The organism is Nitratireductor arenosus (genome assembly GCF_009742725.1).
Lineage (GTDB): Bacteria > Pseudomonadota > Alphaproteobacteria > Rhizobiales > Rhizobiaceae > Mangrovimarina > Mangrovimarina arenosa.
Map to the genome: position 1 here is coordinate 535,502 of NZ_WPHG01000003.1, position 15,794 is coordinate 551,295.

General features: G+C 63.6%; 15 protein-coding genes and 1 tRNA gene. 12 read left to right on the forward strand and 4 right to left on the reverse strand.

Annotation, left to right across the window (positions count from 1 at the left end):
- Window positions 1-11 precede the first annotated feature (11 nt).
- A complete protein-coding gene (locus GN330_RS14540) occupies window positions 12-941 on the reverse strand; it encodes a LysR family transcriptional regulator (RefSeq protein WP_197435176.1) in 930 nt (309 codons plus the stop codon).
- A gap of 155 nt (window positions 942-1,096) precedes the next feature.
- Between GN330_RS14540 and GN330_RS14545 the strand changes: the two genes are divergently transcribed.
- The 5 genes from GN330_RS14545 to GN330_RS14565 all read left to right on the forward strand — a co-directional run bounded on the left by GN330_RS14545 (window position 1,097) and on the right by GN330_RS14565 (window position 6,921).
- Entirely contained in the window at window positions 1,097-1,897 is an 801-nt protein-coding gene (locus GN330_RS14545; RefSeq protein WP_156713397.1) for a hypothetical protein, read from the forward strand.
- Between the two features lie 177 nt (window positions 1,898-2,074).
- Window positions 2,075-3,613, forward strand: coding sequence for an ABC transporter substrate-binding protein (locus GN330_RS14550; protein WP_156713398.1), 1,539 nt, complete (start codon window positions 2,075-2,077; stop codon window positions 3,611-3,613).
- A 5-nt stretch (window positions 3,614-3,618) separates the two neighbouring features.
- The gene (locus GN330_RS14555; protein ID WP_156713399.1) at window positions 3,619-4,299 is read left to right on the forward strand and encodes an RraA family protein; all 681 of its coding nucleotides are present in this window, start codon (window positions 3,619-3,621) and stop codon (window positions 4,297-4,299) included.
- 149 nt (window positions 4,300-4,448) lie between these two features.
- A complete protein-coding gene (locus GN330_RS14560; RefSeq protein ID WP_156713400.1) occupies window positions 4,449-5,933 on the forward strand; it encodes an amidase family protein in 1,485 nt (494 codons plus the stop codon).
- Between the two features lie 652 nt (window positions 5,934-6,585).
- Window positions 6,586-6,921, forward strand: a complete 336-nt coding sequence (locus GN330_RS14565) for an amidohydrolase family protein (protein ID WP_156713401.1) — start codon at window positions 6,586-6,588, stop codon at window positions 6,919-6,921.
- Window positions 6,922-7,219: 298 nt separating this feature from the next.
- Here the strand turns inward: GN330_RS14565 and cas2e are convergent, their stop codons facing one another.
- A complete protein-coding gene (gene cas2e / locus GN330_RS23990; RefSeq protein WP_197435177.1) occupies window positions 7,220-7,588 on the reverse strand; it encodes a type I-E CRISPR-associated endoribonuclease Cas2e in 369 nt (122 codons plus the stop codon).
- 222 nt (window positions 7,589-7,810) lie between these two features.
- The gene (locus GN330_RS14575) at window positions 7,811-8,152 is read right to left on the reverse strand and encodes a hypothetical protein (RefSeq protein WP_156713402.1); all 342 of its coding nucleotides are present in this window, start codon (window positions 8,150-8,152) and stop codon (window positions 7,811-7,813) included.
- A gap of 96 nt (window positions 8,153-8,248) precedes the next feature.
- Here GN330_RS14575 and GN330_RS14580 point away from each other — a divergent pair, with 96 nt between their 5' ends.
- Complete coding sequence (locus tag GN330_RS14580) at window positions 8,249-8,500, forward strand: helix-turn-helix domain-containing protein (protein ID WP_156713403.1); 252 nt, start codon at window positions 8,249-8,251, stop codon at window positions 8,498-8,500.
- 68 nt (window positions 8,501-8,568) lie between these two features.
- Window positions 8,569-8,817, forward strand: a complete 249-nt coding sequence (locus GN330_RS14585) for a DUF2188 domain-containing protein (RefSeq protein WP_156713404.1) — start codon at window positions 8,569-8,571, stop codon at window positions 8,815-8,817.
- A gap of 282 nt (window positions 8,818-9,099) precedes the next feature.
- Here GN330_RS14585 and GN330_RS14590 read toward each other — a convergent pair.
- Window positions 9,100-9,175 (reverse strand) — tRNA-Thr (locus tag GN330_RS14590).
- Between the two features lie 312 nt (window positions 9,176-9,487).
- Between GN330_RS14590 and GN330_RS14595 the strand changes: the two genes are divergently transcribed.
- From GN330_RS14595 to GN330_RS14615, 5 genes are all read left to right on the forward strand, one after another.
- A complete protein-coding gene (locus GN330_RS14595) occupies window positions 9,488-9,988 on the forward strand; it encodes a (2Fe-2S)-binding protein (protein ID WP_156713405.1) in 501 nt (166 codons plus the stop codon).
- Window positions 9,989-10,119: 131 nt separating this feature from the next.
- Window positions 10,120-12,468 carry a xanthine dehydrogenase family protein molybdopterin-binding subunit gene (locus GN330_RS14600; protein ID WP_156713406.1) on the forward strand — a complete coding sequence of 783 codons (2,349 nt, stop codon included), beginning with the start codon at window positions 10,120-10,122 and terminating at the stop codon, window positions 12,466-12,468.
- A gap of 136 nt (window positions 12,469-12,604) precedes the next feature.
- Window positions 12,605-13,405 (forward strand): FAD binding domain-containing protein, encoded by an 801-nt coding sequence (locus tag GN330_RS14605; RefSeq protein WP_156713407.1) that lies wholly within the window; start codon window positions 12,605-12,607, stop codon window positions 13,403-13,405.
- A 186-nt stretch (window positions 13,406-13,591) separates the two neighbouring features.
- The gene (gene ampH / locus GN330_RS14610) at window positions 13,592-14,743 is read left to right on the forward strand and encodes a D-alanyl-D-alanine-carboxypeptidase/endopeptidase AmpH (RefSeq protein ID WP_156713408.1); all 1,152 of its coding nucleotides are present in this window, start codon (window positions 13,592-13,594) and stop codon (window positions 14,741-14,743) included.
- A 109-nt stretch (window positions 14,744-14,852) separates the two neighbouring features.
- Window positions 14,853-15,776, forward strand: a complete 924-nt coding sequence (locus GN330_RS14615) for a DMT family transporter (RefSeq protein ID WP_156713409.1) — start codon at window positions 14,853-14,855, stop codon at window positions 15,774-15,776.
- Window positions 15,777-15,794 lie beyond the last annotated feature (18 nt).

Sequence of the window (15,794 nt, forward strand, 5' to 3'; positions counted from 1 at the left end):
CCCTGCGAACCTTAGTACCGCAGGAAGCCGCTGCCTGCGGCGATCGAGCGGGCGATTTCGTCCTTGAAAGCGTTAATTACGATATTGCGGACGGCGCTCTCTGCCTTTGAGAAGGTGCGCCGCTCCCGGTAGATCAGCCGGAGCTCGGTCGACACCACCGGGTTGACGATCCGCCGGGCAACGAACCGGCCCTCCTGCATTTTCAGCCGCGCCGCCATATAGGGTAGGATCGTGTAGCCGAAGGAGCGCTCCACGAGCTCGTTGACGAGCGGCTGCGATCGCACCTGCAGCGGTACATGGAGTGAGACGGCGTTGCGCAATGCCGCGTCGTGCAGCAGCCTGCGCAAGCTGTTCTCCTTGCCTGGCAGGATAAGCGGGTACTTCACCATTTCGTCGAATGAGATGTCGCTCGTATTGTTTCCCATCATGCCGGGCGCGCCGACGAACAGGAAGTCCTCGCGAAGCAGGCGCTCGCCGCCCATGTCGCGCGGAATCGAATCGACGTAGGCGCAGGCCATGTCGAGCCGTCCGTCCTCAATCCATTCGACGAGAAAGGAAGAGAACTCCTCCACGATCGTTAGTGATATTTCCGGATATTGCGCCGTGCAACGCTCGATCAACTCTATCGGAACGGAATGCACGATGGGTGGCAGGCCGAGTGAAACGTGGCCGCGTGGCGGGCCCTTATAGTCGTTGATCTTGTTCTTGATCGCGTCCGCATTGGCTAACAGCGTCTTGGCTTGCTCAAACAGCAGTGCGCCAACGTCGGTGGGCTCGACTCCGCGCGAATGGCGTGTAAGCAGCGGCGCGCCGAACTCCACTTCCAGCTTCTTGATCTGGACGCCGAGCGCGGGTTGCGCAACACGCAGGACCGTCGCTGCGCGCGTTAGGCTGCCTAGTTCCACGACCCTCACGAAATATCCAAGCTGCCTGAGATCCATCCTACCTGCCCCGCGCCGAACCAAACGATGCTCGCCACGGCAACTGGCAGCCGGGGCGCATCTCGAAGATAGCAGCGAAATGGCGTAGAGACGCAACGCCGAAACGGGGCGCATTGATTCGCTGTCCGCTCCTTCCGCCTTCATAGAGGACAGTTGTGCAGGAACTCGCCGCGCTTTCCCTGTTTGAGCTCGCCTTTCGCGTCGTCGCCACGGCGGCGGTCGTGATTGCCGTCACCTGGGCGGTCAATCGCTTCGGCCCGCTCGTCGGCGGATCGCTGTCCGGCCTGCCGGTGGTAATCGGTCCTGGCTTCTATTTCCTCTCGCTGCACGCAACGCCCGCCTTCGTCGGCAATGCGGCGGCCCATTCGCTCTGGTCACTCTGCGGCACGCAGGTCTTCATCCTCACATACATGATCAGTGCTCGAAGATTCGGTGTAATGCCGTCATTGACTTGCGCCAGCATCGCGTGGACGACCGTAGCGGTCTCAGTCAGCCGTTTGCCGCCGGCGCCGGTGGCCGGCTTTCTGGTGTTCTGCCTCGTGACTGCGGTCGCTATCCACATCGGCTCGCGCCTTACCATTGGTACCGCGCCGGCCAGGCCGTCGCTCGGCTGGTCCGCCTTGCTGCTGCGCGGTGGGGTCGCGGGCCTGCTGGTCGCGGTGGTCACGACAGCGTCGAGCCGAATCGGGCCGGAATTCTCGGGAATTTTCCTCGCCTTTCCGATCGGCTTTGGCGTGCTTGCCGTCACGCTTCACGAGAAACTCGGCGCCGCCAACGCCATTGGCACGCTCAATGCGGCGCTCAAGGGAGCATCGGGTTTGGCGGTGTTCTCGGCTGGTTTCGCGCTTTTGCTGCCTGCCTTTAGCTATGGCTGGAGCCTGGCGCTCGCCACAGCGATTTCATGCTCGCTGACAACTGCGCTCGTGATGGTCTCGCGCCTGCAACGCGGCCGCTAATGTTACCCAGCACCGGATGCAGACTGTTTTTGATATAACTGCCAGCTTGAATTCATATGAAGGAAATCGGATCGACCTCCGTATCATCACCTCGGACAAGCGAATTTCAGACAAAAGCCGTCTGAGCTGAGACCCACAGACAGCTACGCTCGTAACTTCGCCGGGGAGGTTGAATCTATGCGCAGAAAATCATTTCTCTTAGCTCTAGCCGTAACGGTATCCGCTTCTTTCTTGTCGGTAGCAATCTCGACCGACGATGTACTTGCCCAAGATGATCGAACACTGAACGTCGTTCAAGCGGCGGTCGTCAATATGCTCGAGCCTGACTTCGAGTCAGTGCGTCCGTCGCTGCGCATCAGCTCGGAGATCGTCGAGTCGATCACTAAATATGTGTGGGACGGTAAGGACTACAAGTTGCAGCCGAGCCTCGCCGAAAAGTGGGAGCAGGTCGACGAGCACACTTGGCGCTTCCACCTGCGTGCGGGCGTGAAGTTCACCAATGGCGAGCCACTGACGGCGGAAGCCGTGCGGTTCACCAAAGACGTTTACATGGAGAACAAACGTTCCGGCCCGCCGCTCGTCGGCGACTTGGAGATCAAGGTCGTGGACGACCTTACCTTCGATGTCGTCACCAAGGTGCCCAATCTGCCGACCGTGCCGGCGCAGCTCTCCTTCCTCTACGTCTACCCGCCTGCATATTTCACGCAGGTCAAGACGCAGGGTTTCGGCAACGCGCCGATCGGTACCGGCCCCTACGTGCTGGATAGCTGGCAGAAGGGGGTCGCGATCACCCTGAAAGCCAATCCGGACTACTGGGGCGACAAGCCGAAAGTTCAAAAAATCGTCTACCGCAGCATCCCCGACGACGTGACGCGCGTGGCCGAACTGCAGGCCGGCAGCGCCGACGTCGTGGCCGACCTGTCGCCTTCGCTCACCCCGCTCGTCGAGGCGCTGCCCGACGCGGAGGTGAAGCGTATCCCCAGCCAGCGGCGCGTCTTCTTCTTCGTCAGCGCGAAGCACAAGCCGACCGACGACGTCAGGGTACGGCAGGCCATCGCGCATGCAATCGACCGAGGCGCCATCGTGGACTCACTGCTCGGTCAAGACGCTGTGCCGCTAAAGGGCATCTACCTGCCTGGCGAGATCGGCTACGAAGCTTCCTTCGAAGGCATTCCCCACGATCCCGAGAAGGCTAAGGCGCTGCTCGCCGAGGCCGGCTTCGCCGACGGCATTACTATAGACCTGCACTTCACGCAGGACGGCACCGTGATGGAGCCCTATGTTGCGCAGGCGGTGCAGGCCCAACTTGCCGCCGTCGGCATCACCGCCAATCTGGACGGCGCGGCCCAGAGCATCATGGCGCAGAAATATGGCGCCGGCGACTCGGCCGGCATGAATCTGCAGAATTATGCGCCGATGTATGCAGATTCCAGCTTCCTGGTGTCGCGCGCCTACTTCTCGTCGATGGCACGCTACGGCGGGTACCTGAGTATCGGCGACACGCAGCTCGACGAACTCGGCGTCGCCGCGAACCTGACCACCGACGAGGCTTTCCGGCAGAAAACCTATGCCGAGATCGAGAAGCACGTTATCGTCGACAAGGCCTATTGGGTACCTCTCTACCAGCTTGTCGACAGCTACGGCGTGTCCAGGAAGATCGACTGGAACCCACGCCCCGACCAAAATTTCGATTTCGGCACAGCGAAGGTTCGGTGAACGGCATGAGTATCGGTTTCAGGGTCTACGAGAACATCGAGCGAGCGCCTGCCGCTCTGGTGAACAGGCTCGGCGAATGCGACACCGCCGACATCGCCGACGTCACCCGCCAGGCGGCGACGATGCGGGGTCTCCACCGCATCGGCAATATGCCGGGCCGCGTCGCCGGTACGGCCGTCACCGTCTCGCTGCCGCTCGGGGGTGTGAACATGCTGAAGATGGCAATGGCGCAGCTTCGCGAGGGCGACGTGCTTGTCGTCTCGACCCGCGGCAGTTCTGACTTCGCCATGTTCGGCGGGCTGCTCGCCCAAGGCATGAACAAGCGCGGCGTCGTGGCGATGGTGGTCGACGGCTACGTTCGCGACGCCGATGAGATCGCCCAGTCGGGTTTCCCCATATTCGCACGTGGGGTGGTGCCGAACGCCTGCCTGGCGGATGCGCCGGGTGAGGTGAACGTACCGATCGCCTGCGGTGGAGTGGTGGTGTTCCCCGGCAGCATCGTCGTTGCCGACACCAATGGCGTCGCCTGCGTGCAGGCGGCCGATGCGGCCTGCGTTGCCGGCAGGGTGACCGAGTTGCACGGCAAACATGTCGAATGGGGTCCTCTCCTGACCAAGGGCGAGTTCCCCGGCATGGACAGCGCGAGGAAGGCGGTCACCGACCAGGGCTGCGCCTTTATCGGTTAGCCTGCGAATTGGGACGGGTCGCAAGAGGGCTTCCACAGCTTTGACCCGTCCGAGCCGGCCCGTCCTCCCGGGCCGGCTCCCGCGACCCGCGCGGGTTCGACTGCCGGCATGCACCGGCGTCGCCAACTCATCGACATGGAGTTCTCGACATGGACATCGAGCAGATCCTTGCCAGCGGATCCGTGGGCGAGCTGACACGAGCCTACCGTCAGAAGCACTTGTCGGCACGCGAGGCGGTTGAATGGTATCTTGCGCGCATCGCGACGAGAAACGGTGGCGAAGATGGCCTCAATGCGGTTCGCGAGCTCGCACCGCGTGCGCTCGAAGAGGCAGACGCGGTTGACCGGCGTATTGCGTCGGGCAACACGGATGGTCTGCTTCTACTCGGCGTGCCGGTTCTGCTGAAGGATAACGTGACGACCGCCGACGGCATGGCTGCCACCATAGGCGCCAGGGCGCTGGCGGACTTCGTGCCGCGCCGCGAGGCCACGGTCGTCGCCCGGCTGAAGCATGCCGGTGCTGTCGTGCTCGGCAAGACCAACATGACCGAGTTCGCCGACTATACGTCCGAGGTCATGCCGTCCGAGTTCAGCGGCGCCGGCGGCGTCGTGCGCAACCCGCGCGGCCCCCGTTTTGGCCGCGGCCAAGGGTCGAGCATCGGCTCAGCCGCGTCGGTGGCAGCCGCTTTCGCGCCCGTCGCCATTGGCGGCGAATCGCAGAATTCCATCCAGACGCCGGCCTCCGTCGCTGGAATCGTCGGCTACAAGCCGACCGTCGGGCTCGTCAGCCGCGCCGGCGTCGCGCCACTGGTGCCGAGCCAGGACACAATTGGTCCGTTCGCCCGTACGGTGGAGGACGCCATCCTCGTCGCCGCCATGATGTCGGGACCGGACGCGCGCGACAGCGTCACCTTTATACGCGGCCTGCCCGCGCTGGAGATGCCCGACGCGGCCGACCTGCGCCATGTCACGATCGGCGTTCCGCGCGTCGCCATGGCCGACACGATCGGGGACGCCCCGATGCAGCGCCTGTTCGAAGAAGTGCTGCGTACTCTGGCGAAGACGGGCGCCCGCATCGTCGATCCCTGCGACATTCCAAGCGCGCGCGAGCTGGCCTCCATGCGCTCGTCGGTCTTTCGCACCGAATTCAAGCTGGCGATCGGCGAATTCCTGCGCGAACATGGCGATCCCTGCGGCATGGCCTCGCTCGCCGACATCATCGCCTGGAATGAGGCGCATCCGGACGCGATCCCTTATGGGCAGTCGCTGCTGCTCGCCGCCGAGGCAACCGCCGGCCTCGAGGATCCCGTCTACCGCGCCGACAGGCTGACTGACATTCGGCTGACGACGACTGAAGGGATCGACGCCGCGCTTGCCGCGGCAGGCGCCGACGTGCTGGTCGCGCCGATGGGCGTGGCGGCCAAACTGACGGGCAAGGCCGGCGCCCCAGCCCTGTCCCTGCAGGTTGCTGCGCTCGCCGATGGCTCCCGCTTCGGCATTACGCTTTACACGAGTGTCGGACAGGATAAGCGGCTGCTTTCAATCGGGCGCTCGGTCGAACGCGTTTTCGATGTAAGCTTCGAAGCATCCGGACACCCACAATTACCCCTTGATCTAGGCCGTATGAGAACGTGAACGCCGCGATCGAACACATCATTCGCTATGATTTTTCGTGGAACAAGGACCTCGTTTGAGGGGTAATTTTCATCCAAAAGGGTCCCCTGAGACACCGGGCTGATCCTCCCACATCCCGACGATATCGTGCTCGACGACGACTACGGTTTCCACTTCATTGGCCCGTTGTGTCCGGCGTCAGCACTGATGGAACCAAAGCGGCTTAACTGCGAACGCAGGAACTTCCGGTCGCATCGATGCCAGCCGCGCGACAACGGCAAGTCCCGCTGCAGACACACGCCGCGCAAAGCGTGAACGAGTTCATGGAGATACTGCGCCGAACCGGCAAGATGCTCATCGGTTGGCTGGAGCGGCTGGGCTGCTTGGCCCATCGACCGTCATCGGGCAGGCCGTCTTCCTGGACCACCGTTTATGGCTGCATTGGTCGTCCATGGATGATCTTACCAGGCTCGAGCACAGCAAGGCCCCGTAGCGCATTGCCCGACGGCTTTTTTCCCGGCGCGGCATTACCTTGCAGAATACCGGGAGAGTGGCGTCAACGTTACGTTCGGAACGGACATATTTCCGCACAGTTTCCTGGAAGAGATGCGTACCGCGTCAATCCTGGCGCGAGGTAGCGGCCAGGGGTGCGAGCGCGGCGCCCGCGCGCAATTTGTTCGACGCCGCGACCACCAGCGGCGCGCGAGCCCTCGGGTGGGATGACATTAAGGCCGACTTTGCCCCGGTGGACCTGGCTGAACCATTGATGCAGCCGTTGAGTGATCACTGGCGCTCGCTGCTCTTCTCGGCGGCCGACCGGGCGATTAGAGACGTGTTCATCGACGGCCGGCAGGTCGTCAAGGATCGCCGAGTGCTGACGCTGGACCATCTGGGCGCGCTCGATCGCATCTTCGCGGGGCAGGCCAGAAGGGAAGACAGCGTCTCCGCCAAGGATCGCGCATCTCGAACGTCTCTCCAGATCTCCCCATTGTCGTTGCCAATTCGGTGAGCCATCCGCTGGAACCGAGCGGCAGGCCCTGGAACGTCAGCTTGTGAGGACACCCATTATGGACATGCTGTGCGGTTCCCCCGAATTCATGGACTGAATAGCCTCACCGCCTCAAGCTTGTACTTGCGGCTGAATTACCGCCTCAGCCCTCACAAATTCCGGATTCGTCAACAACACCTTATCTCTGTGTCCACGAAACCGGCAGCAAGCCAGAAGGCGTGATTAACTTGCAACGTGGGGTCGATCCCCGCGGTGCGAGGGAGCCTCTGACAGTTAACTATCTGACTTTATTCAATTGTCAAAGAGCCGGATCGTCGTCATCCGCAGTTTTTCCAGTCGCGGACAGGGCGCGCCGAACCAGAAGCACGCCTTCATGCTCGACCACCGTCTTCGGCGGCTCGCCGAGGGTCCGCAGCCCCATCGCTCCGGCTGCTGCCGTATCGGCAAAGCACATGACCAGCGAGCCTCGCGCGAGTTGGCTATGCCAGTCTTGAAGCACGGACCATAACCGGTCCCGGACGCCCGCGCTCATCCGCGGGTGGGCGTATACACCGGAGGCCAGTTCCAGCATCGCGGAACCAAGAAATCCGCGATAACGCGCTTCCACGTTCCTGGTGACGACGACGCACAGCGGCACTTCAAGGTTCTCCTGCGTCCGATTTCTCACCGGCTGTCTCACTCGCGTTAGGGATGTCAGCGCCGCCGCACGCGCGGAGCGGACTGATCGCGGATCGCCCTTCTGAAGCCGGGTCGTGCGGCCTACCCGCCTGAACAGGGTTTGGATGGGTTTGCCGGGTTTGCGGCCACCGCGCGTGCCCGGCAAACCCGCATAACCCGTCAAAACCAATAAGCCCGGCGGGCACGGCACCCGCCGGGCTTTTGCAGGCCCTCAGAACCGTCTCAGACGTCCGAGGAGCGTGGTTTGGCAATGGCGGCGGCTTTTGGGGAGGGGCAGGGGCAAAACGGCCATGTCCGACCGCGCAGTGGCCAGCGCTTCCGCGCCGTCGTGGGTGTAGATTCGCAGTCCTCCGTTCTCATCGGCGAAGACGGTATAGGCAAGGTTCCCGGTCTCTGTGTCGGCGGCTCGTTTGCCGGCTAGACGATAGCGCATGGCCAGTGCCACGAACCCGAGCAGAAAGGCGGGTGGCACGACCAACCATGCGAATTTCAACCAGTCCGAGAGCGACTGGTATGTGTCGAAGAAATCCTGCCAGAAGTTGTAGTGGTCCACGGTTGATCATCCCCGCTAACTCAGCAGAACTCTAATAACCCATAATGGGATAATCCGAAACTAGGATTACCAGTCACGCTCCCAAAGGCGGGAGCCATGACCCGAAGTCTTCACACGCCCGAGTACGCTGCATTCGTTCGCATCCTCGTCGAGGCGCGAAAGAATTGCGGACTCACACAGCAGGACTTGGCGGAGAGGCTCGGCAAGCCGCAGTCATATGTCGCGAAAGTCGAAGGCGGTGAGCGGCGGCTGGATGTAGTGGAGTTTGCAGCACTTGCGCGTGCACTCGATGTCGATCCGTCGGCCTTATTTGGTCGAGCCATGGAAGCCATCGCAGACGCCCAATAGGGCCGACTCCACATTAGCAGCGAATCGTACGATGTTCATGATACGTTCCGAGTTGTGGAGACGAGCCAATGACCAAAGACAGAGATCGCATGGTGTATCGCCGCAATGACGGAAACTGGGCGAACAAGCGGAATGACGCGGACCGAGCGTCCAGCGTCCACCGAACGCAACGTGAGGCGGAAGACGCCGCGCGTGACATGCTCAAGAATCAAGGTGGCGGTGAACTGACGACCAAAGGCGTCGATGGAAGAATTCGTAGCAAAGACACCATCGCGCCGGGTAACGACCCTAATCCACCGCGCGATACGGAGCACTGACAAATATGACAGTGACTCGTAGCGATTTGATGCCGTGGATTTTGAGCGCGCTGAACGACCTCGGAGGTGACGCGAAGATTGTCCAGATCGCCAGCCATATATGAGATTATCACGAGAAAGACCTGCGGTCATCCGGTGATCTGTTCTTCACATGGCAGTACGACATGCGCTGGGCGGCGATGAAACTCAGGCAGGTAGGCAAACTGGCCGCCCCAGAGGCTACCGAACGGGGCCGCTGGGCTCTCAAGGAATAGAGGAAGGGAACTTTCTCAGAACGTGGGGTGGTGCCGCTTGCGTGACTCGAACACGCGACCCCATCATTACGAATGATGTGCTCTACCAACTGAGCTAAAGCGGCCCGTGCCGGCACCTGGTGGAGCCGACGGTTCAGTGTGCGGGTGATATCGGCAATGAAGGCCGATTTCAAGCGTTCTGTGGCGACAAATCCGATCTGGGCCATGGTGCGCGCGCCATGGGGTGTTGCCGGTGGCGGGCCGACGTCGCGCGCCGTTGCCGCCCGTGGACCCATGCGACCAAATTCCGATGGCGCGCACCGGAAAAACAAGGCTGTGCCAATGGACTCTCGATGCCGCTGCGTTAATCTCCGCATCAGCCTGTCTGCATTTCAGATCGCGCGGATTTCAAAACGAAGCGCATTGGAGGAGGATCGATGTCTGACGTTTCGATGAGTGTGAACGGTCGCGAGGTGTCCGCGACGGTCGAGGGCCGAACGCTGCTGGTCCATTTCCTGCGCGAGCATCTCGGCCTGACGGGCACGCATGTCGGCTGCGATACCTCGCAGTGCGGCGCCTGCGTGGTCCATGTCGACGGCAAGGCCGTCAAGAGCTGCTCGATGCTGGCCGCCCAGGCGGCCGGCAGCCGGATCACCACGATCGAGGGGCTGGCCGAAGGCAACGATCTGCACCCGGTACAGGCGGCTTTCCGCGAGCATCACGGGCTCCAGTGCGGGTTCTGCACGCCCGGCATGATCATGGCCGCGACCGACATGATCGCCCGCCACGGCCCCGGCAATCTCGACGAGGCCACGGTGCGCGCCGAACTCGAGGGCAATATCTGCCGGTGCACCGGCTACCACAATATCGTCAAGGCGATCCTGGCCGCGTCGAAGACGATGGCCAAGGGCAAGGGCAAGGCGAAGAAGGCGGCATGAGCCGTGGCCGCTTGGCTGGTACGTGGCGGCCACGCCGTAGGCGGGTCGCAGTCTCGGGCGGATGCGCCCCGGCCGTGCCGGCAAGCGGGATCAACGCGGTGTGAGCCCCAGATTTCCGGGAGGATGTGAAGATGGGTGTTGAAGGTATCGGCGCGCGGGTGGCGCGCAAGGAAGACAAGAGATTCATCACCGGCGGCGGCCGTTATGTCGACGACATGGTGGTGCCGGGCATGAAGCATGCCGCGTTCGTGCGCTCGCCGCACGCGCATGCCGACATCAAGAAGATCGACGTCAAGGCCGCCAAGAAGATGCCGGGCGTGATCGACGTGCTGGTCGGCAAGGAACTCAAGACCGACGGCATCGGCAATCTGATCTGCGGCTGGATGGTCCATTCCAAGGACGGCTCGCCGATGAACATGGGCGCCTGGTCGCCGCTTGCCGTCGACCGCGTGCGTTACGTCGGCGACGCGGTGGCGATCGTCGTTGCCGAAACCAAGGGCCAGGCGCGCGACGCCGCCGAGGCCGTCGAGGTCACCTACAAGGAAAAGAAGGCGGTCACCGACGCCGTTTCGGCGCTGAAAAAGGGCGCGCCGCAGCTGCACCCCGAGGCGCCCGGCAATCTGATCTACGACTGGGAGATCGGCGAGGCCGAGGCGACCGACAAGGCGATCGCCACCGCCGCCCATGTCACCACCATGCAGATCGTCAACAACCGGCTGGTGCCGAACGCGATGGAGCCGCGCGCCGCGCTCGGCCATTACGACAAGGCGGAGGATCATTACACCTGCTGGACGACGTCTCAGAACCCGCATGTCGCCCGGCTGGTGATGAGCGCCTTCTACAATGTCGCGCCGGAAAACAAGCTCCGGGTGATCGCGCCCGACGTCGGCGGCGGTTTCGGCTCCAAGATCTTCATCTATCCCGAGGAGATCGTGTGCCTGTGGGCATCCAAGCGCACCGGCGTGCCGGTCAAATGGGTGGCCGACCGCACGGAGAGCTTCCTGACCGACGCGCATGGCCGCGACCATGTCACCGAGGTCAAGCTCGCCTTCGACGCCAACAACAAGATGACGGCGATGAAGGTCGACACGATCGCCAATTTCGGCGCCTATATGTCGTTGTTTTCGTCCTCGGTGCCGACCTATCTCTACGCCACCTTGCTGTCGGGCCAGTACAATATCCCGGCTATCCACTGCAACGTGCGGGCCGTCTACACCAACACCGCGCCGGTCGACGCCTATCGCGGCGCCGGCCGTCCCGAGGCGACCTACGTGGTGGAGCGCGTCGTCGAAACGGCGGCGCGCGAACTGGGTATCAGCCCGCCCGAATTGCGGCGCAAGAATTTCATCACCGAGTTCCCCCACCAGACCCCGGTGATCATGAATTACGACGCCGGCGACTACGCCACCTCGCTCGACGCGGCGATGAAGGCGGCCGACTATGCCGGCTTCGAAAAGCGCCGTGACAAGGCGAAGAAGGCGGGCAAGCTGCGTGGCATCGGCATGAGCTGCTACATCGAGGCCTGCGGCATCGCGCCGTCGGCCGCGGTCGGTTCGCTCGGCGCTGGCGTTGGATTGTGGGAATCGGCCGAGGTGCGCGTCAACGGCGTCGGCACCATCGAGGTGCTGACCGGTTCGCACTCGCACGGCCAGGGCCACGAGACGACGTTCTCCCAGCTTGTTTCCGATCGTTTCGGCGTGCCGCTCGATTCCGTCTCGATCGTGCATGGCGACACCGACAAGGTGCAGATGGGCATGGGCACCTACGGCTCGCGCTCCGGCGCGGTCGGCATGTCGGCGATCGTCAAGGCGCTCGACAAGGTCGAGGCCAAAGCCAAGAAGATCGCCGCCCATCTGATGGAGGCCGACGAGGGTGACATCGTCATCGAAAACGGCGAACTGAAAGTGGCCGGAACCGACAAGACGGTACCCTGGTTCCAGATGGCGCTCGCCGCCTATACGGCCCACAACCTGCCCGAGGGCATGGAGCCGGGCCTCAAGGAGGGCGCTTTCTACGATCCGGCCAACTTCACCTTCCCGGCCGGCTGCTACATCTGCGAGGTCGAGGTCGATCCGGAGACCGGTGACACCGATATCGTGCAGTTCGTGGCGGCCGACGATTTCGGCAACATCATCAACCCGATGATCGTCGAAGGCCAGGTCCATGGCGGGATTGCGCAAGGCGTCGGCCAGGCGTTGCTGGAAGGATGTCACTACGACGATACCGGCCAGCTCATCACCGCCAGCTACATGGACTATTGCATGCCGCGGGCCGACGATCTGCCCTCGTTCCAGATCTCGACCTCGAACACGCCGTGCCCGTCCAACCCGCTCGGCATCAAGGGCTGCGGCGAAGCCGGTGCGATCGGATCGCCGCCGGCCGTCATCAACGCCATCACCGACGCGATCGGCAACAACGATCTGACCATGCCGGCGACGGCGCAGAAAGTGTGGTCGATGCTGAACGCGGCCAAACATTGAGGACGAAACCCGTGCGGAGATGCCTGCAAGCCAGGCCAAGCCAGGGAGCGGCAAAGACCCGTCGGGCGCTGCCCGCGTCTCCGCAAAGGGCCGGCGCGCAGGCGCGCACAAGGTCCGCAAGCGAAAGGAATTCCAGATGTATTCGGTAAACTATCACCGTGCCTCGTCCGTGGCCGATGCGGTCAAGCTTCTGAAAAAGGCCGAGGACGGACAGGTCGTCTCGGGCGGCATGACGCTGATCCCGGCGATGAAGACCAGGCTTGCCGCCCCGTCCGATCTCGTTGATCTGCGCCATGTCGACGAGCTCAGGGGCATCAAGGTTTCCGGCAAGACCGTCACCATCGGGGCGGCGACCACCCATGCCGACGTTGCCGCCAGCGACAAGCTCGCCAAGGTCTGCCCGGCGATCTGTCATCTCGCCGCCCATATCGGCGATCCGCATGTGCGCCACATGGGCACGATCGGCGGGTCGCTCGCCAACAACGATCCCGCCGCCGACTACCCGGCGGCGATGCTGGCGCTCGACGCCACCATCGTCACCAACAAGCGCGAGATCGCGGCCGCGAAATTCTTCAAGGGCCTGTTCGAGACCACGCTCAAGGATGGCGAGATCGTCACCGCGGTTGTTTTCACCGCGCCCCCCAAATGCGGCTACGCCAAATTTCCCAACCCGGCCTCGCGCTACGCCATGACCGGCGTGTTCGTCGCCAAGGGCAAGGACGGCGTGCGCGCCGCGGTCACCGGCGCCGGCGATGACGGCGTGTTCCGCTCCAAGGAAATCGAGGCGGCGCTGGCCAAGAAGTTCGATGCCGCGGCGCTCGAGGGGGTCGCTGTGCCGTCGCGCGACCTGATGAGCGACATTCACGCCTCGGCCGAATACCGCGCCAATCTCGTCGTGGTGATGGCCAAGCGCGCGGTCGCCGCCGCCAACGCCTGAACGGGCATCGCGACGGGGGGATCACCCATATCGATACCCCCGCCGCGTGCGGGGGTATTTTTTGCCCGTTCGCCGCGGGGTAACGGATTGGCAGGCATGAATAGCGGCCGCCGGTGGACAGGGTTCCGCAAAACTGCGTAATTCGGCCGATCGCCCGATTTCCGATCAGCAAACCGGAGCAAACCCATGTTTCGCCTCTGCCGGCAGCTTGCCGTTACCCTTATTGCCGTCTCGGCTGCCGGACTTGCTGCCACTCCGGCCACGGCCGATCCGCTTCTCGAGGAGACGGTTTCGTTCGCCGCCGAGATATTCTTTCTCGACGTCGACGTGCCCGGCGTGGTCGTCGCTGCCGTCAAGGATGGCGAGACGACGGTGGTCGGGCTGGGCGAAACCCGCAAGGGCAACGGTGTTGCGCCGACCGGCGACACGGTCTTGCGCATCGGCTCCATCACCAAGACCTTCACAGGCGCGATGCTTGCCCATGCGGTCGCCGCGGGCGAAGCCGGCTTCACCGATCCGGTCGCGCCGCTTCTGCCCGGTGCGCTCGGCGCGGCGGCGGCCAAGCGCGCACCGATCGGACTGATCGACCTCGCCACCCATGCCGGCGGCCTGCCGCGCGAGGTGCCGCGCAAGCCCGGCCCGGACAGCGATCCGTTTTCCACGATCACCGACGACGCCTTCGCGACCTGGCTCGACGGCAACGAATTGCTGTTCCGGCCGGGCAGTGCGGTGCTCTACTCCAATTTCGGCTTCGACCTTTTGTCGGCGGCGCTGGCCACGGCAGGCAAAAAACCCTATCCGCAACTGCTCGCCGAGCGCGTCACCGACCCGCTCGACATGGCCGACACGCGCTTCGAGCTCGCAGGCGACATGGCCGACCGGCTGATGAGCGGTCATGGCTTCGACGGCGCACCGCTGCCCGATGTGCCTTCGGGCGACGTGATCACCGGCTCGGGCGGCCTGCGCAGCACGGCCAACGACATGCTGCGCTGGCTGCAATGGCATCTCGACGACGCCGCCGACGGGCCGGCCCGCGAGGTGCGGTTCCTCGACCACGGCGTCTATGTTCAACGCGACGGCCTGGAAACCGTTGTCGGAATGGACGAATCCGGTCGCATGGACGGCATGGGGCTGGCCTGGGTGGCGATGAACGCGACCACAGATCGCCCGTTTGTGCTGCAAAAGGCCGGCGCGCTGCAGGGGCAGATGTCCTACCTCGCCTTTGCGCCGGACAAGGGTGTCGGTATCTTCATGAGTATGAACAAGTTCGATTTTTCCGCTGCCTATGCGATGGCCGACTTCGGCAACCAGCTCCTGGTCGAGCTGGCCGGCCATTGAAGCGGGCGTCCGCGCTCGGACGCCCGGCGAGGCGGGCAGGGGCGCTGGCCGCGCCGCTTGCCGGCGTTGGCCCATTTTGCCGGACAGGTCGCGTGTCTAACCTCAAACGATGACCAACGACCGCCCCCTTCTCGGCATCGCGCTGATGACCGGCTTCTGCGCGCTGGCGCCGCTGGGCGATTCGATCGCCAAGATCCTCGGCGACACGGTTCCGCTCGTCCAACTCCTGCTCGTGCGCTTCGCCTTCCAGGGCGTGCTGTTGCTGCCCTGGGTCGGCTGGCGGACGATCGGGTTGGCGCTGTCGCGCCGCTTCCTGTGGCTGACCGGGCTGCGCACGCTGTTCCACATGATCGGCATCGGCGCGATGTTCGCCTCGCTGCGCTATTTGCCGCTGGCCGACGCGGTGGCGATCGCCTTCGTCATGCCTTTCATAATGCTGCTGCTCGGCAAGCTGGTGCTTAAGGAAGAGGTGGGGCCGCGCCGGCTCGCCGCCTGCGCCGTCGGCTTCGCGGGTACGCTTCTGGTCATCCAGCCCAGTTTTCAGAATGTCGGCTGGCCGGCCTTGCTGCCGCTTGTCGTCGCCGTCGCGTTTTCCTTCTTCATGCTGGTGACCCGCCAACTCGCCCGCGAAAGCGACCCGATCGCGCTGCAGGCGGTCAGCGGCCTGATGGCGAGCGTCGTGCTGGTGGTCGCGGTCGGTATCGGCTGGCGGTTCGCGGTTCCTCACCTGACGGTGATCGCTCCCGATGCGACCGAGATCGCGCTTTTGGCCACGATCGGCGTTTTGGGCACGTTCGCCCACCTGCTGATGACCTGGTCGCTGCGTTTCGCGCCCGCCTCGACGCTGGCGCCGATGCAATATCTCGAAATCCCGTTTGCCACGGTCATCGGCTGGGCGATCTTCCGCGACCTGCCAAACGGGCTCGCCGCGCTGGGGATCGCGATCACCATCGCCGCCGGGCTCTACATCGTGGTGCGGGAGCGCAGCCTGGCGCGCGCGCAAAAAACCGTGGCGCCGGCGGCGGCGGAATAGAAGGGCTGGGCTCGGGAG